The following is a 23139-nucleotide window of genomic DNA, read 5'->3' as shown; positions in this document are numbered from 1 at the left end:
TCCCTATTTTAGACAAAGCTGTGACAGAACTAGGAAGCTACAAAGATACCGTAAACCTGCCCAAAACCAAATTTGACATGCGGGCAAACGCCACCAAGCGCGAGCCAGAGATCCAAAAGTTTTGGGCAGAAAATCAAATTTACGATCGCCTGTCACAGCAAAATTCTGGCGAGATTTTCACTTTACACGATGGACCCCCCTACGCCAATGGTTCGTTACATATCGGTCATGCCCTGAATAAAATCCTCAAAGACATCATCAATCGCTATCAACTCCAACAAGGGCGTAAAGTTCGCTGCATTCACGGTTGGGACTGTCACGGATTGCCTATCGAACTCAAAGTCATCCAAAGCATGAAGCCGCAGGAACGCGCTTCGCTCACACCTTTAGAACTGCGCCACAAAGCACGGGACTTCGCCCTCAAAGCAATGCAAGAACAATGCGCCAGCCTCAAACGCTGGGGGGTAATCGGTGATTGGGAAAACTCCTATTTGACTCTCAAACCAAAATATGAAGCTGCCCAAATCGGCGTATTTGGGCAGATGGTCTTAAAAGGCTACGTTTATCGCGGCTTCAAACCCGTTTACTGGAGTCCCAGCTCGAAAACCGCCCTAGCCGAAGCAGAACTAGAGTATCCCGAAGGACACACCTCCCGCAGTCTCTATGCAGCTTTTCCGATGACTCACATCGAGCCATCAGTCTTCCCCAAACTCAAATCCTTCCTCCCCCATCTTTGGGTAGCCATCTGGACGACAACCCCTTGGACAATTCCAGCCAACTTAGCAGTTGCAGTCAACCCCGACTTAACTTATGCCGTGGTGGAAATGTCACGCAAAGACGCAGAGACGCAAAGCACCCTTAGCGCCTTCGCGTCTTTGCGTGACCAAAATCCACAATACCTCATTGTTGCGGCGGATTTAGTGGAGAGATTATCTGTAACACTTGGCGCTCAACTCACTGTCAAAGCTACATTCAAAGGCTACGAACTAGAACACTGCAAGTATCGCCATCCATTGTGCGATCGCGAAAGCCCGATTGTCATTGGCGGCGACTACGTGACGACGGAATCCGGTACGGGACTCGTCCACACCGCACCAGGACACGGACAAGAAGATTATCAAGTGGGGATGCGCTATAATTTGCCGATCCTCTCTCCCGTCGATGCCGATGGTAACTTTACAGCAGAAGCCGGACAATTTGCCAAGCTTAACGTATTAGGGGAAGGTAACGCCGCAGTCGTTCAAGCTTTAGAACAAGCTGGTTCGCTGCTGAAGGAAGAACCATACGTCCACAAGTATCCCTACGATTGGCGGACGAAAAAACCCGTGATTTTGCGGGCAACTGAGCAATGGTTTGCGTCGGTAGAAGGATTTCGAGATGCAGCCCTGCAAGAGATCGCCCATGTCCGGTGGATTCCCGCTCAAGGAGAAAACCGCATCACCGCAATGGTAGCTGAGCGTTCTGACTGGTGTATCTCCCGCCAGCGTAGTTGGGGCGTACCAATTCCCGTATTTTACGATGAAGAAACTGGGGAACCGCTACTGAATGAAGAGACGATCGCGCGCGTCCAAAATATCTTTGCCGAAAAAGGCTCGGATGCTTGGTGGGAAATGTCGGTAGAAGAGTTGCTCCCAGAAAAGTATCGCGATAACGGGCGAAAATACCGTAAAGGTATTGATACGATGGATGTTTGGTTTGATTCTGGTTCCTCTTGGGCGGCTGTCCTTCAACAGCGACCGGAATTATCCTATCCAGCCGATCTGTATCTGGAAGGATCGGATCAGCATCGCGGTTGGTTCCAGTCTAGTTTGCTCACGAGCGTTGCGACCAACGGTCACGCACCTTACAAAACTGTTTTGACTCACGGGTATACCGTGGACGAGCAGGGACGTAAGATGAGCAAGTCTTTAGGAAATGGAGTCGATCCCACGGTAGTTATTGACGGTGGTAAAAATCAAAAAGAAGAACCGCCCTACGGTGCAGATGTATTGCGGTTGTGGGTGTCTTCGGTAGATTATTCCGCTGACGTGCCGATCAGTAAAAATATCTTGAAGCAGCTAGCGGATGCGAGAAATAAAATTCGCAACACGGCTCGTTTCTTACTAGGAAATCTGCACGATTTCGATCCCAGCCAGGATGCAGTACCATACGAGCAGTTACCAGAATTGGATCGTTATATGCTGCACCGGATGACGGAAGTATTTACTGAGGTAACACAAGCTTTTGATAAATACCAATTCTTCCGTTTTTTCCAAACCGTGCAGAATTTCTGTGTCGTAGATTTATCGAGTTTCTATTTAGATATTGCCAAGGATCGGCTGTATATCAGTGCCGCTAATTCGTTTCGCCGTCGCAGTTGTCAAACAGTTTTGCAGATTGCCCTAGAAAACTTAGCCAAAGCGATCGCCCCTGTATTGTGTCACATGGCAGAGGATATCTGGCAATATCTCCCCTACCCCAAGTCGCATGAATCTGTATTTGAATCCGGCTGGGTGAAGTTAGAGGACAAATGGCAAAATTCAGAGCTGGCAGAATCTTGGGTTCAGTTGCGCCAACTCCGCACGGAAGTGAATAAGGTATTAGAACAAGCACGTACTGAAAAGGCGATCGGTTCTTCTCTCGAAGCAAAGGTACTATTATATGTCGCCGATGCTAATTTGCGACAACGCCTGCAATTTTTAAACCCCAGTACGGACGCACAGCCATCTACTCATTCCAACGGTGTTGATGAGTTACGCTATTTATTCATCACTTCTGGGGTAGAATTGCTCGATACTCCCGCAACCCTAACAGAATTGAAATATAATTTCCAATCTGAAGCTTTGGGAATTGGGGTCGCTAAGGCTGACGGGAAAAAATGCGATCGCTGTTGGAATTATTCTATACACGTCGGCGCATCTCAAGCACATCCGCTCTTGTGCGAACGATGTATTCCCGCTCTCGCAGGAGAATTATGATTGTCGTTTAGTTAGCTGTCGTTAGTTATTGGCAAATTGCCAGTGACTAGCGATCGCTACATCATCAAATTTCATGAACCTTGAGATTTTACTAAGTAACACAATAGTATTTGCTTGAAAGCTAGCAAAGTAAATACTGGGATAGTTTGACCATATCGACTCGATAGTCTCAGTGGTTCTTGCAGCCACCGATACAACCACTCGCCACCACCAAAACGCAACCAATGGGGCGCTCTTTTTCGATCTCCTGCATAAACAGGAAATGCTCCCCCCAATCCGATCGTTACTGCTCGGATTTTACCTTGATGTTGCTGCATCCAATATTCCTGTTTCGGGCAACCTAAAGCGACCAAAACAATCCCAGCACCACTGTGATGAATTTTTTCAACCAAAGCTTCATCTTCTGCGCGCGTCAGTGGATGAAACGGCAAAGGCTCCATACCAGCAATTTTCAAGTTAGGGAAATCCCGCGCCAAGCGCTCTCTCATTTTCTCTAAAACTGGTGTTTCAGAACCTAAGAAAAATATGCTCACGTTCTTCAAAGGAGCGAGTTTACATAAAGATAAAAGAATATCTATTCCCGCAACACGATTTTGGGTACGCGCTCCCAACAACTTCAACATCCAGACTAAAGGCATTCCATCAGGAGTCACAAGGTCTGCATTCTTCAAAACTTTGGCAAACTCTGGATGCCAGTAAGCTTCTACTAGCATATGAGTGTTAGCCACACAAACAAATTTACTAACTTTACTCGTTGCCCACTCTAAGATTAAGTTAATTTGAGATTCAAACGGTAAAGCACTAACAGGTGAATCGATCACGTCAAGTTTTTTATAAACTTTTAATACTCTAAATTCTAAATCTAGAGTCTCAAAGGATTGATTTTGAATTTGATGTTGTTCGCTAAATAATTCTCGATCATTTAGCGTGGATTGTCGTGTATTTTTCATTATTTCTCTGTTGCCAGCAATGTGGAACCTCAGCTAACAATCCTGGCTGTGCGTAATGTATAAAGCCATCTCCGCACGCACAAAAAATAGTCGAAATCGGCTGTTAATCTCTGACATAGTTTGCAGAATCAGGTTAAATGCCTCTCGCAAACTGATAGTATCTTACCGATTCATTTAAAATTTGTTCGATCTATCACTCAACCAAAACTTTAGCAGAATTGCTTTATTTTAAATAATCAAAGTCTTTTACAACTTATACTTATTAAAGTATCACTAAAGCTCTCTATTTTTACTCTTTCATAGCTTAATTTAACTGTATCTTAAGAAAATCAAATTAGATGCAAGCCTGCCATTTATTCTGATTATTTTACAAGCGTAATGTATGGTGCTTCCGAAGAAAAGATTGGCGAGTCCAATCTAAATACAATAATTTAAGTTTCAGGCGCGATCGAGCGCGAACAAGCGAGCGCCATATTTACGCTTTGATAGAAAGCTGAGTTTATTAGGCTGTCTTTGAATACCGCTAGCAACTGCACCTAAAACTGGTGTGGCAGAGAAATTTAACTGCTCTAATGCCTTGACTAAAGCGGAACAGTTTGTTTTACCCATACTTACAGTCAAAATGCTAGCATCCACATGCCTAGCTAAAAGATTTGCATCAGCAAAACCAATCAAGTGAGATGTATCGTATATCACTAAATCGAAAGTTTGTTGCAGTTGCTCTGCCAAGCTTTGCATTTGCGGTGATGAAAGCAGGATCGATGGATTCGGGGGAATTGAACCAGCAGTTAAGATAAACAAGTTATCCTTGGATATTTCTCTACTGTGCGCTGTAGCCTCGTGAAAAGCTCCATTATCCTCAGCTTCCTCAGAGCTATTACGCACTTGTTGGATCGCATACTGAAAGTTTAAACCTTCGGCGATCGCATTGCTCAGTCCTTGCGCGTTGGATAAATTTAACATTTTATGAATGGTGGGAGTCCGCAAATTTGCATCAACCAATAAAACTCTTTTACCCATTGCTGCTGCTGTCTGAGCTAAGTACAATGCAACTGTTGATTTACCATCTTCGGGAGCAGCTGAGACGATCGCTAGAGAACGAACAGTCCCATTAAAATCGAGAAAAGAAACGTTTGTGTAAAGAGAGCGGAAAGACTCCCAGAAATCAGAAACTTCAGTTTTTTGCGCCAGTCTACTATTGCGATCGAATTTGACGCTAGGAATTTCACCTAAAATTAGCAATTTAGTCTTATCTTTAATTTCTTCAGAGTTATAAAAGACGTTGTTAAGTTTATCTACAAGCAGAGCAACTCCAAAACTGACTAATAAACCTAAAGCTGTGCCTAGAACTAAATTACGCTGAACGGTAGGTGCGGTATTTTGAGGTTCGCTAGGAGGCGTGAGTATTTGCCAAGGTACTTGCTTTTGCGCAGCATCGATTCGTAGTGCTTCGCGCTTGGTTAAAAAGTGGTTTAAGTTATCGGAAGCAATTCTTAACTGCCGTTCTAAGTCATCTTTCTGACGAATAATTATCGGAAATTGTTTAGCTTGTTGTCTTAACAAGTTCTCGGACTTATTTAGGGTGTAGTCTTGCGCTTTTAAGGACTGAATTTGCTTAGCAGCATTAGTCAATTTTTGAATTTCTCTTAAACGAGCCGAACCGGGAGAGGCTGTGTCTATCAAGTCTGTCGTTCCATTTGACAATCGATCTCCCAAGATTCGCCGTTCCTCTTTTCTGACAGCTTGCAACAACTGCTGTTGTTGAGCTAATAGAGATTGAAATTCAGGACTATCTTCTTTGTAACGAGACGATTTCGCCGCAATTTTAGTTTCTACATCTTGAAGTAAATTGAACAGCTTCAGATAGTGAGACGATTCGCTCAGTTCGGTAATTGCTGCCGCTGTATCCGGTTGCAATCGCAGTTTTTCGTACAGATTATTGTAAAAAGCTGTGCTACTAGATAACTGAGTCTGGATCTCCAGTCGCTTCTGTTCAATTCGATCGAGCTGATAAGAGAGATGTTGACCTTGAGTATCGGAATTAACAATACCATGTCGTTGCCGAAAACCTTGAAGGCGCTGTTGCAAGAATTCAACTTGCCGCTGCAATTGTGGTAGCTGAGATTCGACAAACTGAATTCCTAAATTAACATCTGTCTGACGTTCTTCTAGGCTGTATTTTAAGTAAGCCTCAGCTACCGTGTCCAAGACAAATTGAACTTTTTCAAAATTAGGATCTTTATAGCTAACTTCTAAAATATTTGTGTTGGGCAACAGCTTAATGTTCAATTGAGGCGTGCTGCTACCAGGGTAATATAATTGTAGTTTTTGGGTAATGGGGGACATCAACTTCGGACTTTGTAAAACCTTCAAAGTTGTCTCATCTAACCCCGGAGAATCCTTTTCTTCTTTCTCTTCCTCTTTAGAGGATACAACTTTATCTTCAGCAGTCACGGGTTCGGTTAACAGCTCGAACTTAGCGACATAGGTTGGAGTACCAGTCGCAGCTAGTAATACAGATACACCGGCAACTGCGGTTGTGCCGATCAGAATTGTTAGTATTCTGCGCCGAATCGCTCCTAGCAACCAACTGACATTCAATCCACCTTCATTAGCGTCGTCAGGTTGAGTCGTGTAGAGCTGAGGTTGAGGCTGAAGTTGCTGGCTGTAGGTCTGAGGAGGCAACTGTTGAGAGGAGCTAACATTTCTCATATGTAGACTCTGTTTATTTTTTAATAACGGGTCTTAGAAACTTACTCAAGTCTGAAGTCAGCCTGATACTCAACTGAATACACAGTCTACTCGCCACTTGTCTCCCTCTTTAGGGAGTTGAGTGCGTATACGACTAAAAACAAGTCCTTGCTACTCTCGATTGGGAGGGCATGTATAAATCTACCACCTAGTCTATAAGATTATCAATCCGTTTTAAACAAAATTTCGGTTTCTGGATCTCCTGTAAAGTACTTCACAGAAAGTTTACATTATCTTTATTTTTTCTTTATTGTATATCTATCACTACAGTGATTGAATGAACTTATACACAAATCTCTGCAATCCTTGCTACGGGATTTTGATGCAACCTACCAAAACGTCTACTCTATTTGATTAGTTTTTTTAGCTATTACAATATCTAGTTGGAGGAAACTGTTATCTGCTGAGGTAGCGGTAGCTTCTGCTGGTATCAAATCTAAATCGATGCGATACCAAACTAGGTAAGGGGATCTGAGCCGACCGATTCTTTGCGATCCAGTCAGACAAGGCTCTTGCAGTTCGTTGAAAATCGTGGGTGAGAGAGCTACTTAAGAAACATGTACGTAACAACTCGAAATTTATTTATACAATTTGGTCATCCTATCAGCCAGTCCTGGAAGCACTCACGGCGCTACCGGAGCCGGACATCCCTTAGATGGCAGCTGCAATCTTTGCTTGCATTACCAGCACGTACAAGCAAATGCTCGGGGGGTTCAATTTTACTGGTTAGATTATAGAAACAGCATTTAAATTTAGAATAGCCGCTTGGCGATCGCGAACCGTTTTGGCGCTTTGTGTCACTTGCTTGGCGATCGTAAACCGTCTCTACACGACCTTACCTGAATTTGGTAAGCAAGTTAGCCTCCGTTTTTTTTTGCACTGAGCCAGGTATTGCTAGTTTCTCAAGCAATTTCCATCACAGCTCGATTGCCTCGTTTGCAGAATCAAACCGTACTGCCATTGTCGCATTAGCTACATCAGTGCCGTAAGGTTAACCAGTCTGTAAGGGTGGCAAACGTGCAAATGACATAGCGCAAGTCTGCAACCATCTGACTCAAGGTGAGGAGATTGGCATGGCAACTTGCCGATATCTGCATAAGGTTTGAGCTGGGATCGACCGCAGATGGCGGATAGTCATTCGTTGAATGCAAGTTCATGCATATAGAGTCAAATGAAACTATTAGGTAGGCTGGTAGCTGTAAGCATATGCAGACGAGAAAACTAACTATACAAGCTGGTCGTACTGAGAGCCAGTATTGGCTGGATCTGTGGCGTTACCGAGAGCTATTCTACTTCTTGGCTTGGCGAGACATTCTCGTGCGTTACAAGCAAACAGCTATAGGCATTGCTTGGGCTTTAATTCGACCATTTCTCACAATGGTTGTATTTACAGTCGTGTTTGGCAACTTGGCAAAGCTACCTTCAGAAGGCGCACCATACCCAATTTTGGTATTTGCAGCCATGTTACCTTGGCAGTTTTTTGCTAATTCCTTATCTGAGTCCAGTAATAGTTTAATCGTCAATACCAATTTAATTTCTAAAGTTTACTTTCCTCGCTTAATTGTACCCGCCAGTGCAGTGATTGTCAGCTTTGTAGATTTTATGATTTCAGGCATGATTCTACTAGCTTTGATGGCTTGGTACAATTTTATTCCCGATTGGCGCATCTTGACATTACCCTTATTTATTTTAATTGCCTTTGCTGCTGCTGTAGGAGGAGGGCTTTGGTTAGCGGCGCTGAACGTAGAATATCGGGATTTTCGCTATGTCGTGCCATTTATCGTTCAGTTTGGTCTGTATATCTCACCTGTAGGTTTTAGTAGCAAGATCGTCCCGGAACAATGGCGTTTACTCTACTCTTTGAACCCTATGGTAGGAGTGATTGATGGTTTCCGCTGGGCAATTTTAGGCGGTGAATCAAACATTTATCTCCCAGGATTCATTTTGTCAGTGGGAATTGTTATTTTGCTGGTCGCGAGCGGAGTTTGGTATTTCCGTAAAATGGAACGAACTTTCGCTGACATTATTTAAATTGGAATTTGCAATTTGAATTTGGCGATCGCCAAGCCAATATAGGTTGTATTATTAGGAATTGTATTATCAGGAGTTGAGTGCGTGTCCGAGCCGCTTATTCGCATTGAGCAACTGGGAAAGAAATACATCATCAGTCACCAAAGAGAAAAACCCGCTGGTTTCTATCGCTATAAGACTTTAAGAGATGTCATCGGGAATAAGATTCAAAGGTTTTCTAAAACATTTTTGCAACAGAATGGTAAACAAAACTTTCAATCTAATCTTGAAGAATTTTGGGCGCTCAAGGATGTTTCCTTTGAGATTAAGCAAGGCGAAGCAGTTGGAATTATTGGACGCAATGGCGCAGGTAAATCGACACTCTTAAAACTTTTGAGCCGCATTACCGAACCTACCACTGGCAGCATAGAGATCGCCGGACGAGTCGCTAGTTTATTAGAAGTCGGTACTGGCTTTCATCCAGAACTCACTGGAAGAGAAAATATCTATCTGAACGGCTCCATTCTTGGCATGAGTCGAGCTGAAATTAAAAAGAAGTTCGATGAAATTGTTGATTTCGCTGAAGTCGAGAAGTTTTTAGATACCCCAGTCAAGCGCTACTCTTCTGGCATGTACGTGCGTCTTGCCTTTGCAGTAGCAGCTTACTTAGAACCAGATGTTTTGATTGTAGATGAAGTTTTAGCAGTAGGTGACTCAGCCTTTCAAAAGAAGTGTTTGGGAAAAATGAACGACGTGGCTACCAAAGAAGGACGAACAGTTTTGTTTGTCAGCCACAGTATGCAGGCGATCGCGCAATTAACTAAGCGATGCATCTTACTTTCAAAAGGGAACGTTCAATTTGATGGTGCTACTGACACGGCTGTACGGTTATATATTGCCGGACAAAAAATGGCTGACGAGCAACCAGCTTATTACCAAGCTCCTTTAGATAAGACTGGCAACTATCTAGCTTGGGTGAAAGTACATACTTCTGAGGAACAAGGAGTTCACTGCTGGGGAGAAGCAATTTCTTTTGAGTTTGCCTTACAAGTTACTCAACCGCATGAAAGTCTGTGCTTTTCCTTCCAGATAATGAATGAGTTTCAACAACCAGTGTGTATTTTTTGGAATTTCGATCGGCAACTTCCCTTTCGTCGAGAAGCAGGATTGTTTATTCTCCGATGTGAGATCCCCAAATTTAGACTCTATATGGGCTTGTATACTCTAACAACATGGTTTTCAGAGCGACGAGGTAGTAATTTACTAGAAAATGTGAGAAATATTTGTCCGTTTGAAGTCACGATGCACGGGATCGAGCGGGAAGAGTACCCGTGGCAATCGGATGAGTGTGTTTACTTGGAAGATGCGATTTGGCACGCAGTTCCATCAGAAAAAGTTTTGACAGAAAAATTTAATTAATCGAATGGCAGTTTTCAGGTTTAATTATAGTTAAGACTAAAAAAAGATGGCAATAAATCATGATGTAGAACTAGGCGATCGCGTGAGTATTTTTCATCCACAATTAGTCAATCTTTATGGTTGCAAAATTGGTGCTGAAACCAAAATTGGTACTTTTGTAGAAATTCAAAAAAATGCGGTCGTTGGTGCTAGGTGTAAAGTATCATCGCATACTTTTATCTGCGAGGGTGTGGTTATAGAAGACGAAGTATTTATCGGTCATGGAGTTATGTTCACCAACGACCTTTACCCTCGTGCCACCAACGAAGATAGCAGCCTGCAAACCGAAGCTGACTGGTCTGTCATTGAAACCAGAGTAAAGCGTCGTGCTTCTATTGGCAGCAATGCCACTATCCTGCCAGGAGTCACAATTGGAGAAAATGCCATAGTTGGCGCTGGAGCAGTTGTGACTCGCGATGTTCCCGATCGCGCAACTGTAGTGGGAGTCCCCGCGCGGGTAGTCGGCAATATTGCCGATGGAGGCGAATTAATGAATAACGGCTCAAAAGCGAGTGTTTGAAATGACCGAACAATTCAATCTAGATGAATTTCTTATAGCTCAAGCTCAGACTGAGCAGACATTATTTACCACACAAACACCTAATATTCAAAATCTTAGCGACGGAGTTCCTTACGAACTGGGGATGAAATTCCGCAGTACAAGCGTTGGTCAGATAACTGCAATTCGATTTTGGAAAGCTGCAAGCGAGACTGGTAATCATACTGGCAAAATCTGGGCAGCAGGTGGTGGCACTCCATTGGCAACTGTGAGCTTCTCAAATGAGACAGCATCAGGATGGCAGCAGCAAGCTCTCAGCACACCGCTGAACATTCAAGCCAATACAACTTATGTGGTTTCTGTCAACATCAACAGCTTCTATGCTGCTTATAACGATGAATTGGCAAGCTCAATTGTCAACGGCGACCTTAGCTCAGTCGCTGACGGCAGCAACGGAGTTTACAACGTAAGTCCAGGCGCTTTTCCCAGCAGTTCTTATCGCAACACCAACTATTACCGCGATGTAGTCTTCTCCGCTACCCCTGTTTCCACGATTTCTAAAGTCAGCGGTGATAATCAGAGTGGCGGAGTAGGGACAACCCTAGCTAACCCATTAGTCGTTCAAGTGAGAAACCCTGCTGGCAGCCCTCAATCAGGGGTGACTGTCAATTTTGCCGTAAGTGGTGGGGGTGGTTCCGTTTCACCTACCAGCGCCGTCACCAATGCCAACGGACAAGCAAGTACAACATTGACTTTAGGAACGACGGGTGGCGCAGCAAATACAGTTATTGCAACAGCCGATAATATAGGCAGCGTGACTTTTACTGCTTTTACCACCAGAGCCAATCCCACCAACCCCAACCCCATCTACCTAGAAAACCAAAAACCAGGTAATCCCGACTGGAGAATCCCCAACTCTAACTACGATACAAATGGTGAGATCTGTGGCTATGCTGGTGCAACCAGCGTCAATAAGGGCGGATCGCTGCCAATTAAAGTTTCTCTAGGATACAGTGCGCAATTCACTATTGACGTGTATCGCTTAGGTTACTACGAAGGTGCGGGAGCGCGATTAGTCGCTAGCAGTGGTGCGCTGAATGGAACTACGCAGCCTGCTTGTACCTTCGACAGTACGACCCGCCTGATCGAGTGTAACTGGGCAACTTCCTATACGCTGGCAATAGGTAATGATTGGACGAGCGGTTTGTATTTTGCGAAGCTGACCATCTTAGCAACTGGTAAACAGTCACAGATATGGTTCGTTGTCCGCGATGACAGCAGTACTTCTGACATCTTATTCCAGAGTAGCTTTACCACATATTTAGCTTATAGCACTTTTGGCGGTTACAGTTTATACACATATAACAGTATTGGCGGTCAAAAAGCACTGAAGGTTTCTTACGATCGCCCGTTTTCAGCCGCTAGTATCCGTCCCGAAGAAATGCACTCGATATTACGCTGGGAGCGTCATATGGTGCGATGGTTAGAGTCTCAGGGCTATAACGTCTCTTACGTCACGAACATGGACGTTCATGAAAACCCACAGCTATTGCGACAGCACAAAATATTTTTATCCGTCGGTCATGACGAATATTGGTCGCTAGAAGCGAGAAATGCTGTCGAACAAGCCAGGGACGCAGGAGTTAATTTAGCTTTCTTCTCAGCCAACACTTGCTATTGGCGAGTTCGGTTTGAAAATAGCCCCACTGGCGGAAACAACCGCATCATGGCGTGCTATAAGGATGTGACAGATCCCGTCGCACCTACGAACAAGTTCCGCAGCCAACAAAACAATCGACCTGAAAACGCTTTGATCGGTGTCATGTATACAGGCGATAATGGGGGGTTGTATTGGACTTACGATTACAATAACCCTTACTACGGCGGGTATGATTTTGTTGTCACCAATAGTAGCGATCCTTACTACGCCAACACCAACTTGAACAATGGAGACACGCTAAGTGGGTTAGTGGGTTATGAATGGGATGCAGCGATTAATAATGGTGCTGCCCCCAGCAATCTTGTCGTTTTGAGCGAATCAGCAGTTAACCCCAACGGTTCCTTTGATTCCGATCTCCCACCTGGAACTAATATCAATCTTTCCAACGCAGCCCGTTACACTGCTGCCAGTGGCGCTAAGGTATTTGCGACTGGATCGGTTCATTGGATGTTTGGGTTGGATACTGATGGCGCTCGGGTCAACCGCGAAGATATACGCGCTAAGCAAATTGCTGTCAACGTACTAGCAGACTTGGGGGCTAAGCCTCAGTCTCCAGATGTCAACATAATTGTGCCTTAAGAATAACTTCGTATGAACTTGAGATTAAAACGCCGCCGATTCGGTCAGCTAGCGATCGCTAGTGCCGCTACAACCGTACTCTCCAATTTAGCAGCCAAAAAAACAGTTGCCCAAACACAACTCGTCATTTACGGCGTGCGCCTAACCCCTGCCAGCAGCAGCATCACAGAAGACTTAGTTGATGAGAAAGCAGCAAACAAAACTCCTGGAATGATTTTGCAATCCTTAGACCTTACCACAGGTCAAGAATCGTTATCTATTGAAATTGCCGAACAAGCCGTTCAAAATCAACAGGACGCAACTGAAACTGCAAGTAAAGCTTTCATCATCAAAAAGCAGAGCGAACGAATCACTGGTTTTACTGCCTTATCAGATGGGACATTTGTGGTTGCGGCTCTAGCATCGACTCGCAAGGGCGATCTAAATCGCTTCATCGTTTTCAGTCCAGATAGTAAGAAGTCCGCCACAAAAGGCTTGAAAGCCAAAAAAATCAAAAAGAACAATACAATTGAGAGCCTACTCGCCATTCAACAAGACCAACTTCTAGGTATTGTTAGCCTTACCCAAGGTCAACCGCCTTTCGAGCTAGGATTAATTGACTCAAAATCAGGTCAAGTCGATTCTCGCTCCGATCTACCAAATTTACCTCCATTTAATCGGTACAGCAATCTCGCCCAATCCTCGGATGGCAACATTTACGGTACTAGTATCGATCCTGGTGGCAACCCAATTCTGGTGCAGTTCGATCTAACAAATAAGTCTCCGATCACTGGTAGAGGAAGAGTTATCAATTTAGTGGAACTGAGGTTTAACGGTCGTCCTTTATCAAATGACTTGGCATGTCTCGCCTTTTCTCCCTCCAATCAACTATTTGCACTTGCCGATCCCAATCTAGAAGGCAGTAATTCTTTATTTTCTGTCGATCTGCAAACCGGACAGATGCAATTTCTTAGAAAATTTGCCGTTGATAAGATTGCTTTTAGCAAAGTCTAAAAACTATTAGCTAACCGATCGATCGCTATCGTTTTTTTTAGTAATTGAAGTTTTGTAACCTTACTTCTACCGATCTACTCCTATGACAAATACTCGCGATCGCTTAACACAAAATCTCGATTCAAGTACTTCTCCCGAGCAGGGAAATATTTGTACAGGCAAGCAAAATTCGGCAATTCATACAATTAATATTGGTGTCATAGGCTATGGCTATTGGGGTCCCAATTTAGTCCGTACCTTTGCCGATCTCCCAGGAGCAAAGGTCGTAGCTGTGAGCGATTTTAAAATAGAAAGGCTAGCTAAAGTGCAATCGCGTTACCCAGCCGTGAAAGTAACGACAGATAGCCAAGACTTATTTGCAGATCCAAATATCGATGCGATCGCGATCGCGACCCCAGTTTCGACTCATTACGACTTAGCCTTAGCAGCTTTGCAGGCTGGCAAACACGTACTCGTCGAAAAACCAATGACTGTCAGTTCCCAACAAGCCATCAGACTGATTGAGGAGGCTCAACGGCGGAATTTGGTATTGATGGTAGACCACACCTTTGTTTACACGGGCGCAGTCCGTAAGATGCAAGAACTCGTTGCCAGCAAAGCAATAGGCGACGTTTATTACTACGATTCTGTCCGGGTCAACTTGGGGCTGTTCCAGCACGATGTGAATGTGATTTGGGATTTGGCAGTCCACGACCTCTCGATTATGGACTACGTGTTACAAGCTAAGCCAACCGCTGTCTCGGCGACAGGGATGAGTCACATTCCAGGCGAACCAGAAAACATTGCCTACCTAACATTATTTTTCGACAACAGCGCGATCGCCCACATTCACGTAAATTGGCTAGCGCCAGTTAAAGTTCGTCGTACCCTGCTTGGGGGCAGTCAAAAAATGATCTGCTATGACGACTTGGAACCAAGTGAAAAGATTAAGGTATACGACAAAGGAATTACAGTCAATGGCAGTCCTGAGAACGTTTACCAAATGTTAGTGGGCTATCGCACCGGAGATATGTGGTCGCCAAAGTTAGATATGACTGAAGCGTTGCAAACCGAGGCATTACACTTTGTTGATTGCATCCAGCAAGGCAAACGTCCAATTACCGATGGGGAAGCAGGACTGCGGGTCGTCAGAATTCTAGAGGCTGCTACCCAGTCCATCAAGCAGCAAGGTCAATTAGTTGAACTAAGCGGAGTGGAGGTAGCAGTATGATCCCATTCGTAGACTTAAAAGCGCAGTATTTGAGCATTAAAGACGAAATTGATGCTGCTGTTTTTAAAGCTTTAGAAAGCACGCAATTTGTGCTAGGTAGCGAGGTTGTTGCTCTCGAAGAAGAATTCGCTCATTACTGTAATGCCGATTCTGGTATTGCTGTCAATACAGGCACTAGCGCTCTCCACCTAGCATTATTAGCCGCTGGAATTGGTGCGGGTGACGAAGTAATTACCGTGCCTTTTACTTTCGTTGCTACCACAGCCGCCATTTGTTACACCGGTGCTAAACCTGTCTTCGTCGATATCGATCCCGTGTCATACACGATGGACGTAACCCAGATTGAAGCAGCAATCACCGAGCGCACCAAAGCGATCCTACCAGTGCATCTGTACGGTCAACCAGCCGACATGGAACCGATTCTCGACATCGCTCGCCGTCACGGTCTCGTTGTGATTGAAGATGCAGCACAGGCACACAGAGCCGAGTACAAAGGGCAGCGAGTTGGTAGTCTTGGCGACATCGGTTGTTTCAGTTTCTATCCTGGAAAGAACTTAGGGGCGTGTGGTGAAGGTGGTATGGTCGTCACCAGCAATCCCGAATACGAGCGCAAAATGCGGATGCTGCGCGATTGGGGACAAGAACAGAAATACCATCACCTGCTCAAAGGCTATAACTACCGCATGGATGGCATCCAGGGAGCGATCTTGCGGGTGAAGTTACGTCATTTAGACAAATGGACAGAGGCAAGAAGAACACACGCCGCTCAGTATGATAAGTTACTGGCAAGTTCGGAGGTGTCTACTCCTGCTGTCATGCCATACAGTTATCACGTTTACCACGTCTACGCCGTGCGATCGCCCCAACGAGATTGGTTGCAACAGATACTACACAAGCAGGGGATTCAAACAGGCATTCACTATCCGATTCCGGTACACCTACAACCAGCTTACGCCGAATTAGGGTATCAACCTGGGGATTTTCCCCACGCCGAACGAGCAGCGAGGGAAGTTCTTTCTTTACCCATGTATGCCGAACTTGCTCTCAACCAATTAGAAGTTGTAAGTGCTGTAGTACGCGAGAATCTTCCATGTATGAATTGGCAAAAAGTAGGGTAGTTGCAGCTACACACGGCTCCCAAGAGCTGAAACCAGACCCAGAGTTTGAAGTGGGGATGGCAAAACATTTGCGCCATCAGCACAGTAATGACCAATTACTCGAATTGTACAATCGCTTCACGATTGGCGAGGGTGATTTTGACTTGTTAATGCGACGAATTATTTGGCGTACAATGGCACGTCAATTCGGTCATGGCATTCGGATTGGTAGCGGTGTTGGCTTCAAACATTTAGAAACATTTGAGATTGGCGATCGCGTTTTCATTGGTTCGCAAAGTTACATTCAAGGACGCTTCGATGGCAAGTGCGCGATCGGTAACTACGTTTGGATCGGTCCGCAGAGTTACTTTGATGCGCGTGACTTGATAATTGAAGATTATGTGGGATGGGGACCAGGAGCAAAAGTGCTTGGTTCAACTCATACCGCATTCCCCATTGATGTTCCGATTATTCAAACCGACCTGGAAATTAAATCGGTAAAAGTAGAAACAGGAGCTGATATAGGGATGAATGCCGTCATTCTTCCTGGGGTAACGATTGGTAAAGGTAGTATTGTTGGTGCTGGAGCCGTTGTCACCAAAGATGTACCACCATTTGCCGTCGTTGCTGGCGTTCCTGCTCGGTTTTTACGCTGGCGAGAAGGATATGAACCATTACAAAGCAATTAAAGCATATGCAAAATAAACGTGTATTAATTACAGGCGGCGCGGGTTTAGTTGGTTCCCATATTGCCGATTTATTAGTTAAAGAAGAAGTTGCTGAAATTATAGTTTTGGATGATTTTACTCGCGGACAGCGCCAAAACTTAGCTCAAGCGCAAGAACGCGGACATTTAGTCATTGTCGAAGGTGACATCCGCGATCGCCAACTGCTTGCCGATCTGATGCAAGGTGTGGATATCGTCTTCCACCAGGCAGCGATTCGCATTACTCAATGCGCCCAAGAACCGCGCTTGGCGATGGAAGTCCTAGCAAATGGGACTTTCAACGTCTTGGAAGCTGCGGTGAATGCTGGAGTCAAAAAAGTAGTCGCCGCCTCCTCAGCTTCAATCTACGGCATGGCAGAGGAGTTCCCCACCACAGAAGCGCACCATCCCTACAACAACCGCACGATTTACGGTGCAGCCAAGACATTTAACGAAGGGCTGTTACGTAGCTTCCATGACATGTACGGATTGGATTACGTAGCCTTGCGTTACTTCAACGTCTATGGTCCCCGGATGGATATTTATGGCGTTTACACCGAAGTGCTGATCCGCTGGATGGAACGCATTAGCGCAGGTCAACCGCCACTGATTTTTGGTGATGGCAAGCAGACAATGGATTTTGTCTACATCGAAGATATCGCCAGGGCAAATATTTTAGCTGCTAAAGCCGATGTGACGGACGAAGTCTTTAACATTGCTAGCGGTGTAGAAAGCAGTTTGAACGATCTTGCCTACAGTTTGGCTAGAGTGATGGGGTCAGATTTACAGCCAGAGTATGGTGCAGAACGCAAAGTCAACCCCGTACAGCGCCGACTAGCAGATGTCAGCAAAGCTAGAGATTTATTGGGTTTTGAGGCGCAAGTCTCTCTAGAAGAGGGGTTATGTCAGCTTGTCAAATGGTGGCGCGAACAAAAGCTGGCAAAGGAAACAAGCAATGTCTGAGCAGATGCAGAATATTCCAATTGCCAAACCTTGGATGGGTGAAGCCGAGGCAGATGCCGCTAAGCAAGCGATTATGTCCGGTTGGGTAACGCAAGGACCCGAAGTCGCCGCTTTCGAGCAGGAATTTGCAACTTATGTAGGGGCAAAGTCTGCTTGTGCGGTTTCTAATTGCACCACGGCATTGCATCTAGCTCTGTTAGCCGTAGGCGTGCAGCCTGGGGATGAGGTAATTACCGTCAGTCATTCTTATATTGCCACTGCGAATAGCATTCGCTATTGCGGCGCGATCCCCGTATTTGTCGATATCGAGCCGCACACTTACAACATTAATCCCACTTTAATCGAAGCAGTCGTGAGCGATCGCACCCGCGCGATTCTGGTCGTCCACCAAATGGGAATGCCTTGCGACCTCAAAGCGATTGTGGAGGTTGCGCGGCGCTACAATTTGCCAGTTATTGAAGATGCAGCCTGCGCCATTGGTAGTGAAATTCTCTGGGAAGGACAGTGGGAAAAAATCGGCAAACCCCACGGCGATATTGCCTGTTTTTCCTTCCATCCCCGCAAGGTAATTACGACTGGTGATGGTGGAATGCTAACCACCAGCAATCCTGAATGGGACAAACAGTTTCGTCTGTGGCGACAACACGGCATGAGCGTCCCCGATACTGTCCGCCACGGCGCGAAACAAGTGATTTTCGAGACTTACCCGATGTTGGGCTACAACTACCGGATGACCGACATTCAAGCGGCAGTAGGACGGGAACAGCTCAAACGCTTGCCGGAGATTGTCGCACGTCGCCGCTACCTAGCACAGCGATACCACGAACAGCTCTCAGACGTGCCTGGATTAAAATTACCCACCGAGCCAAATTGGGCAAAAAGTAACTGGCAGAGCTATTGCGTCCGCTTACCCCAGCAGTGCGACCAGGTGCAAGTCATGCAAGCGATGTTGGATGCGGGAATTTCCACGCGACGGGGGATTATGTGCGCTCACCGCGAAGCGGCATATCAAATTGAGGCTTGGTCTTGTGGAAGCGATCGCCTCATCGAAAGCGAAGAAGCTACCGATCGCGCCATCATATTACCACTTTTCCACCAAATGACGGAGTCGGAACAAGAGCGGGCGATCGCGGTTTTGAAAACTGTTTGTCTTTAAGTGTTGTGCTGAGTGCAATCTAGCAGGAGCAGATCGAGAGAAAGTATATGGAAACACTAGCTAACAAAACACTCAGCCTTTGGCAAGCAGAAGGTCGCCAGCTCATCCCACAAAACTTTGCGACATTTCGCAGCCTGATCTCGCAAGCAAAAGACTTAGCGCAGCAAGGCAACTACGAAGCAGCAGCGGTGTACGGGCAGATTGCAGCTAACTACGCTCAGTTGAACCATTGTGGTTTTTTCGTCAGCTCCGAACTAGAGCAGCTCCTTCTTACCATTGGACGCAAGGCAATCCCAATCGCTTTCGCTCCTCAAAAGGAGACTGCATTGCCCAAAACGGTGAAGCACGTACTTCACGTATCTACCCATCTTTCTGATATCGGCGGTATACCTAGACTCTTGCGGCGCTGGATTCAACAGGATACCGAGCGATCGCACTCAGTTGCTTTAACAAGGCAAGCACTGAACGAAATTCCTCAAACCCTGAAAGATGCTGTAGCCAATAGCCAGGGCAGGATTTACGTATTAAACGACCGTAATGGCGGAATTATCTCGCGTGCCAAGAGGCTACGCGAATGTGCCGCAACAGCAGATATCGTCGTGCTACATACCTGGGAGTACGATGTTGTACCAACAATTGCATTTGCTAATAAAGCACAATCTCCCGCAATTGTCTATACAAATCACGGCGACCATTGGTTTTGGGTAGGAGCTGCTGTCAGTGACGCGATCGCGAATCTCCGCGAGTCGGGAATGCATTTATCTCAACAGCGCCGAGGGATTGAGGCAAAGCGTAACCTGCTGCTTGCGACGATTTTAGAACCAGCTTGTAGAAAACTGTCGCGATCGCAAGCCAAGCAACAACTTGGAATTGACGAAAACAGTATCATGCTGCTCTCCATTGCCAGAGCAGTTAAATATAAAACGGTTGATGGCGTTAGTTTTGCTGATGCTCACGTTGAATTACTAAAGCGATACGATCGAGCGATCTTGGTTGCGATCGGTCCAGGTCATAGCGACGAAGATTGGTCGGCAGCGATCCAGCAAACCCAGGGAAGAATTCAAGTCTTGGGAGAAACTAAAGATACCGCTGTATTTTATCAAGCTGCCGACATCTATGTTGACTCATTTCCTTTCGTTTCCATTACATCCATACTAGAAGCTGGCAGCTACGGCGTACCCTCGGTGAGTCGCTACCCATACTCTTCCGATCTATGCGGCGTTCTTGGCTCTGATATGCCTGGTTTGACTGGTAATTTGATTCGAGTGCGGGATCTAGAAGAGTATACAGCAGTTTTGTCCCGCTTAGTTGAAGATGAAGAGTTTCGTCTATCGCTTGGGGAAGCCACCAGAAATAAAATAGCCGCAACTCATTGGGGTAGTCATTGGCAGAATGCTTTAAACGAGCTTTATTCTTATGTTGTAGCTCTACCTAAAAAAACTGCGACCTTAGATTTAGTGGATGAGATGTCTTTAGGTGAGCCAGATATCTTCTTACCAAGCGTCAATCAAACCGATATAAAAACAGTTATGCATTGGCATATGCCGCTAATGCCATTCAAACAACGGCTACAGTTGTGGCTCAACTTGGTCAAAAAATACGGTTTTCGTAATAATCATCTGAATTTTTTACTCCCAGAAAAATTGCGATCGCGCTATTACTTGTTGCGTCGAAACTACTCGCACTGGCATTTTTTACGAAGACGTTAATCAAATTTTTATCTTTACAAATTATATGCTTAAAAACTTACCACCAATTTATTTTTATATTCCTCCCAGCAAATTACCTGCTGGCAACTTACCACAAAACGCTCAGTCTTTCTGGCAGTGGCTATCTTTTCACCGTTCGATATCTCCGATGGCAGGTGGCGGTTGCATTTGGACGCTGCAAACCTATCTTTATCTCAACGATCGTGGATTTCCTTGCCAATTAGTACAAACAATGCCTGATGAAGGAATTGTTTTATCTCATCGTGATTTTTTGGATGATTCTCTACAGCCAAGTCCAAAATTACTGATTGTTTGCTTAAGAGCAGATGTGGATCGACATCCTTACGCACAACTGCATGTCGTACAAAATCCGTACCAAGCAATACCCAGAAGATTTTTGACACTTTGGGAAAGTTACTTTATTCCTCACTGGACGCAATCTTCTCTGATTCCTCGCGATCCTCAGCGTGGGGATACTTTTGAAAATGTTGCGTTTATTGGAAATGAAACAAATTTAGTTTCTGAATTTCGCGGTCAGTTTTGGCACGAGCAACTAGACGCTTTAGGCTTGCGGTTTCAGAAGAAACTCCTTCACGATTCCTGGCATGACTACAGCGATATTGATGTCGTCTTGGCTGTCAGAGAATTTGGTCGTAAAAATTATTTTAGAGGCAAGCCTGCATCAAAATTATATAATGCATGGCACGCTGGCGTGCCAGCAATCTTAGGATATGAATCTGCCTTTCGAGCTGAGCGCAAAAGCGATCTCGATTATCTAGAAGCAACTTCTTTAACAGAGGTGATTTCATCGCTCAAGCGCCTTCGAGATAACAAGGAAATGCGTCGCGCTATGGTTGAAAACGGGTGGATACGGGCTAAAGAAACACAATCGGAGCAAATGGTGGCAAAATGGCAAACTTTTTTGATCGATAGTGCAATTCCAGCCTATAAAAATTGGTGTTCGATGTCGCCTTGGCAACAGCAAGTCTTTTTTAATACACGTCGTTCTTTCCTTTCATTCCGTCCGAGTTACTACTTTCTAAAGTCACAGGTATTCAACTTTGTAGAAAAAACTGTTCGCGGGAAAAGTAGCTTAACGATCTCAGGTCGCAGACAGTAATTTTTACTTGAGTTTTGTATTTGTAAAATAACAAAAATACAAAAATATTACTTTTTAAAGTCTAAAGATTATACAAAACATGAAGATAGCATACACAACCACTTATAATGCTCGCTCTTTAGGTACGCAAGGCTGTAATGAATGGTCGGGAACAGGTTATTACATAGCTCAGTCACTCAAGCACCAGGTCGCCAGCGACATAGAGTATATTGGTTCTCTAAAAAATCAATTGACGTTGAAAGCTAGGCTAAAATTGAAGCGGCACTATCACGAGCTTTTTCACAAAACTTATATCAAAACTACGGAACCAATACTTCTTAAGAATTACGCCAATCAGGTTGCTAAAAAACTAGCTCAAAGTGATGCAAATATTATATTTAGTGCCACGGTAGATCCGATCGCATATCTTGAATGCCAACAGCCAATTATTTTCTGGGCAGATGCAACTTTTGCTAACTTAATAGATTTTTATCCCCAATATAGCAATCTATGTCAAGAGTCAATTAGCAACGGACATTTAATGGAAAAAACTGCTCTCCAGAAATCTAAACTAGCAATTTATTCATCTGAATGGGCAGCTCAAACCGCTATTGAATATTATCAAGCCGATCCAGCAAAAGTACAAGTTGTGCCTTTTGGAGCAAATATTGAAAGTAGTAAAACTCTTTACGAAGTTAAAGATTTAATTGAACTCAGACCCTTAAATCCATGTAAATTGCTATTTATTGGAGTTGATTGGTTCCGTAAGGGGGGAGATATTGCCCTTAAGGTTGCTCAGGAGTTAAATAACTTAGGTTTGAGTACAGAGCTAACAGTTATTGGCTCTCAACCTATTGTAGAAGGTTCTCTACCTAGTTTTGTTAAATCTTTGGGGTTTATTAGTAAATCTAGTCGCGAAGGTCAAGAGAAAATCCATCAACTTATTGGCGAATCTCACTTTCTAATTTTGCCCTCACTGGCAGATTGTTCGCCCATTGTTTTATGCGAAGCGAATTCACTAGGCGTACCTTGTCTGTCCACTAAAGTTGGTGGAATTCCGACAATTATTAGAACAGGTTTAAATGGTGCAACGTTTGACAAAGAAGCCGATATTTCGGAGTACTGTAAATATGTAATTCATCTATTTACTAACTATAACGAATACAAAGATTTGGCACTTTCTGCTTTTAATGAATATCAGACGCGACTTAACTGGAAGGTGGCTGGGCGAACCGTGAAAAAATTACTGGTGGACAACCTAAATTAGAACTGGAGATTTCAG

At 44.7% G+C, this 23139-nt stretch carries 16 protein-coding genes and 1 pseudogene; 14 read left to right on the top strand and 3 right to left on the bottom strand.

The genetic code is table 11. The annotated features are described in order from the left end of the window. Positions 1-20 precede the first annotated feature (20 nt). A complete protein-coding gene (gene ileS / locus DSM107010_RS15245) occupies positions 21-2957 on the top strand; it encodes an isoleucine--tRNA ligase (protein WP_127023305.1) in 2937 nt (978 codons plus the stop codon). 71 nt (positions 2958-3028) lie between these two features. On the opposite strand, the gene DSM107010_RS15240 is transcribed toward ileS, so the two are convergent. The 3 genes from DSM107010_RS15240 to DSM107010_RS15230 form a co-directional block, all read right to left on the bottom strand. Beyond that, complete coding sequence (locus DSM107010_RS15240; protein WP_015152907.1) at positions 3029-3907, bottom strand: WecB/TagA/CpsF family glycosyltransferase; 879 nt, start codon at positions 3905-3907, stop codon at positions 3029-3031. 438 nt (positions 3908-4345) lie between these two features. Next, positions 4346-6619: a GumC family protein gene (locus tag DSM107010_RS15235; RefSeq protein ID WP_127023302.1), complete on the bottom strand. Its 2274-nt coding sequence runs from the start codon at positions 6617-6619 to the stop codon at positions 4346-4348. Positions 6620-7635: 1016 nt separating this feature from the next. Continuing rightward, positions 7636-7815 carry a hypothetical protein gene (locus DSM107010_RS15230; RefSeq protein ID WP_127023300.1) on the bottom strand — a complete coding sequence of 60 codons (180 nt, stop codon included), beginning with the start codon at positions 7813-7815 and terminating at the stop codon, positions 7636-7638. 49 nt (positions 7816-7864) lie between these two features. Here DSM107010_RS15230 and DSM107010_RS15225 point away from each other — a divergent pair, with 49 nt between their 5' ends. The 13 genes and pseudogenes from DSM107010_RS15225 (at position 7865) to DSM107010_RS15165 (ending at position 23124) form a co-directional block, all read left to right on the top strand. Continuing rightward, positions 7865-8689: an ABC transporter permease gene (locus DSM107010_RS15225; RefSeq protein ID WP_127023297.1), complete on the top strand. Its 825-nt coding sequence runs from the start codon at positions 7865-7867 to the stop codon at positions 8687-8689. An 84-nt stretch (positions 8690-8773) separates the two neighbouring features. Next, positions 8774-10087: an ABC transporter ATP-binding protein gene (locus DSM107010_RS15220; protein WP_106166159.1), complete on the top strand. Its 1314-nt coding sequence runs from the start codon at positions 8774-8776 to the stop codon at positions 10085-10087. A 46-nt stretch (positions 10088-10133) separates the two neighbouring features. Next, positions 10134-10646, top strand: a complete 513-nt coding sequence (locus DSM107010_RS42250) for an acyltransferase (protein ID WP_015152903.1) — start codon at positions 10134-10136, stop codon at positions 10644-10646. A 55-nt stretch (positions 10647-10701) separates the two neighbouring features. Then, positions 10702-12924 (top strand): annotated as a pseudogene (locus DSM107010_RS15210) (N,N-dimethylformamidase beta subunit family domain-containing protein); the annotation flags it as partial. A gap of 12 nt (positions 12925-12936) precedes the next feature. Then, positions 12937-13917: a hypothetical protein gene (locus DSM107010_RS15205; RefSeq protein ID WP_106166157.1), complete on the top strand. Its 981-nt coding sequence runs from the start codon at positions 12937-12939 to the stop codon at positions 13915-13917. Between the two features lie 82 nt (positions 13918-13999). Further along, the gene (locus DSM107010_RS15200; RefSeq protein ID WP_199755561.1) at positions 14000-15127 is read left to right on the top strand and encodes a Gfo/Idh/MocA family protein; all 1128 of its coding nucleotides are present in this window, start codon (positions 14000-14002) and stop codon (positions 15125-15127) included. Then, positions 15124-16245: a DegT/DnrJ/EryC1/StrS family aminotransferase gene (locus DSM107010_RS15195; RefSeq protein WP_106166156.1), complete on the top strand. Its 1122-nt coding sequence runs from the start codon at positions 15124-15126 to the stop codon at positions 16243-16245. Before DSM107010_RS15200 ends, DSM107010_RS15195 begins: the two co-directional genes overlap by 4 nt. Continuing rightward, the gene (locus DSM107010_RS42245) at positions 16218-16913 is read left to right on the top strand and encodes an acyltransferase (RefSeq protein ID WP_015152898.1); all 696 of its coding nucleotides are present in this window, start codon (positions 16218-16220) and stop codon (positions 16911-16913) included. Before DSM107010_RS15195 ends, DSM107010_RS42245 begins: the two co-directional genes overlap by 28 nt. A 5-nt stretch (positions 16914-16918) precedes the next feature. After that, positions 16919-17893 carry an SDR family NAD(P)-dependent oxidoreductase gene (locus DSM107010_RS15185; RefSeq protein ID WP_106166155.1) on the top strand — a complete coding sequence of 325 codons (975 nt, stop codon included), beginning with the start codon at positions 16919-16921 and terminating at the stop codon, positions 17891-17893. Further along, positions 17886-19049 (top strand): DegT/DnrJ/EryC1/StrS family aminotransferase, encoded by a 1164-nt coding sequence (locus DSM107010_RS15180; protein ID WP_106166154.1) that lies wholly within the window; start codon positions 17886-17888, stop codon positions 19047-19049. Before DSM107010_RS15185 ends, DSM107010_RS15180 begins: the two co-directional genes overlap by 8 nt. Positions 19050-19096: 47 nt before the next feature. After that, a complete protein-coding gene (locus DSM107010_RS15175) occupies positions 19097-20758 on the top strand; it encodes a glycosyltransferase family 4 protein (protein ID WP_106166153.1) in 1662 nt (553 codons plus the stop codon). Between the two features lie 25 nt (positions 20759-20783). Then, positions 20784-21878 (top strand): hypothetical protein, encoded by a 1095-nt coding sequence (locus tag DSM107010_RS15170; protein ID WP_015152894.1) that lies wholly within the window; start codon positions 20784-20786, stop codon positions 21876-21878. A gap of 79 nt (positions 21879-21957) precedes the next feature. After that, positions 21958-23124, top strand: a complete 1167-nt coding sequence (locus DSM107010_RS15165) for a glycosyltransferase family 4 protein (protein WP_106166152.1) — start codon at positions 21958-21960, stop codon at positions 23122-23124. The last annotated feature ends 15 nt before the right edge of the window (positions 23125-23139 follow it).

Origin of the sequence: Chroococcidiopsis cubana SAG 39.79, assembly GCF_003991895.1 — a bacterium.
Lineage (GTDB): Bacteria > Cyanobacteriota > Cyanobacteriia > Cyanobacteriales > Chroococcidiopsidaceae > Chroococcidiopsis > Chroococcidiopsis thermalis.
Note: the sequence above shows the minus strand (reverse complement) of the source record. Positions and strands in the feature narration are given on the sequence as shown.

Excerpts from the sequence above, each read along its gene's own strand:
- DSM107010_RS15225 (WP_127023297.1), top strand. The coding sequence starts at position 7,865 with ATGCAGACGAGAAAACTAACTATACAAGCTGGTCGTACTGAGAGCCAG.
- DSM107010_RS15230 (WP_127023300.1), bottom strand. The coding sequence starts at position 7,815 with ATGAACTTGCATTCAACGAATGACTATCCGCCATCTGCGGTCGATCCC.
- DSM107010_RS15240 (WP_015152907.1), bottom strand. The coding sequence starts at position 3,907 with ATGAAAAATACACGACAATCCACGCTAAATGATCGAGAATTATTTAGC.
- DSM107010_RS15170 (WP_015152894.1), top strand. The coding sequence starts at position 20,784 with ATGCTTAAAAACTTACCACCAATTTATTTTTATATTCCTCCCAGCAAA.
- DSM107010_RS15165 (WP_106166152.1), top strand. The coding sequence starts at position 21,958 with ATGAAGATAGCATACACAACCACTTATAATGCTCGCTCTTTAGGTACG.
- DSM107010_RS15205 (WP_106166157.1), top strand. The coding sequence starts at position 12,937 with ATGAACTTGAGATTAAAACGCCGCCGATTCGGTCAGCTAGCGATCGCT.
- DSM107010_RS42245 (WP_015152898.1), top strand. The coding sequence starts at position 16,218 with ATGTATGAATTGGCAAAAAGTAGGGTAGTTGCAGCTACACACGGCTCC.
- DSM107010_RS15200 (WP_199755561.1), top strand. The coding sequence starts at position 14,000 with ATGACAAATACTCGCGATCGCTTAACACAAAATCTCGATTCAAGTACT.
- DSM107010_RS15175 (WP_106166153.1), top strand. The coding sequence starts at position 19,097 with ATGGAAACACTAGCTAACAAAACACTCAGCCTTTGGCAAGCAGAAGGT.
- DSM107010_RS15180 (WP_106166154.1), top strand. The coding sequence starts at position 17,886 with ATGTCTGAGCAGATGCAGAATATTCCAATTGCCAAACCTTGGATGGGT.
- DSM107010_RS15195 (WP_106166156.1), top strand. The coding sequence starts at position 15,124 with ATGATCCCATTCGTAGACTTAAAAGCGCAGTATTTGAGCATTAAAGAC.
- DSM107010_RS42250 (WP_015152903.1), top strand. The coding sequence starts at position 10,134 with ATGGCAATAAATCATGATGTAGAACTAGGCGATCGCGTGAGTATTTTT.
- DSM107010_RS15185 (WP_106166155.1), top strand. The coding sequence starts at position 16,919 with ATGCAAAATAAACGTGTATTAATTACAGGCGGCGCGGGTTTAGTTGGT.
- DSM107010_RS15235 (WP_127023302.1), bottom strand. The coding sequence starts at position 6,619 with ATGAGAAATGTTAGCTCCTCTCAACAGTTGCCTCCTCAGACCTACAGC.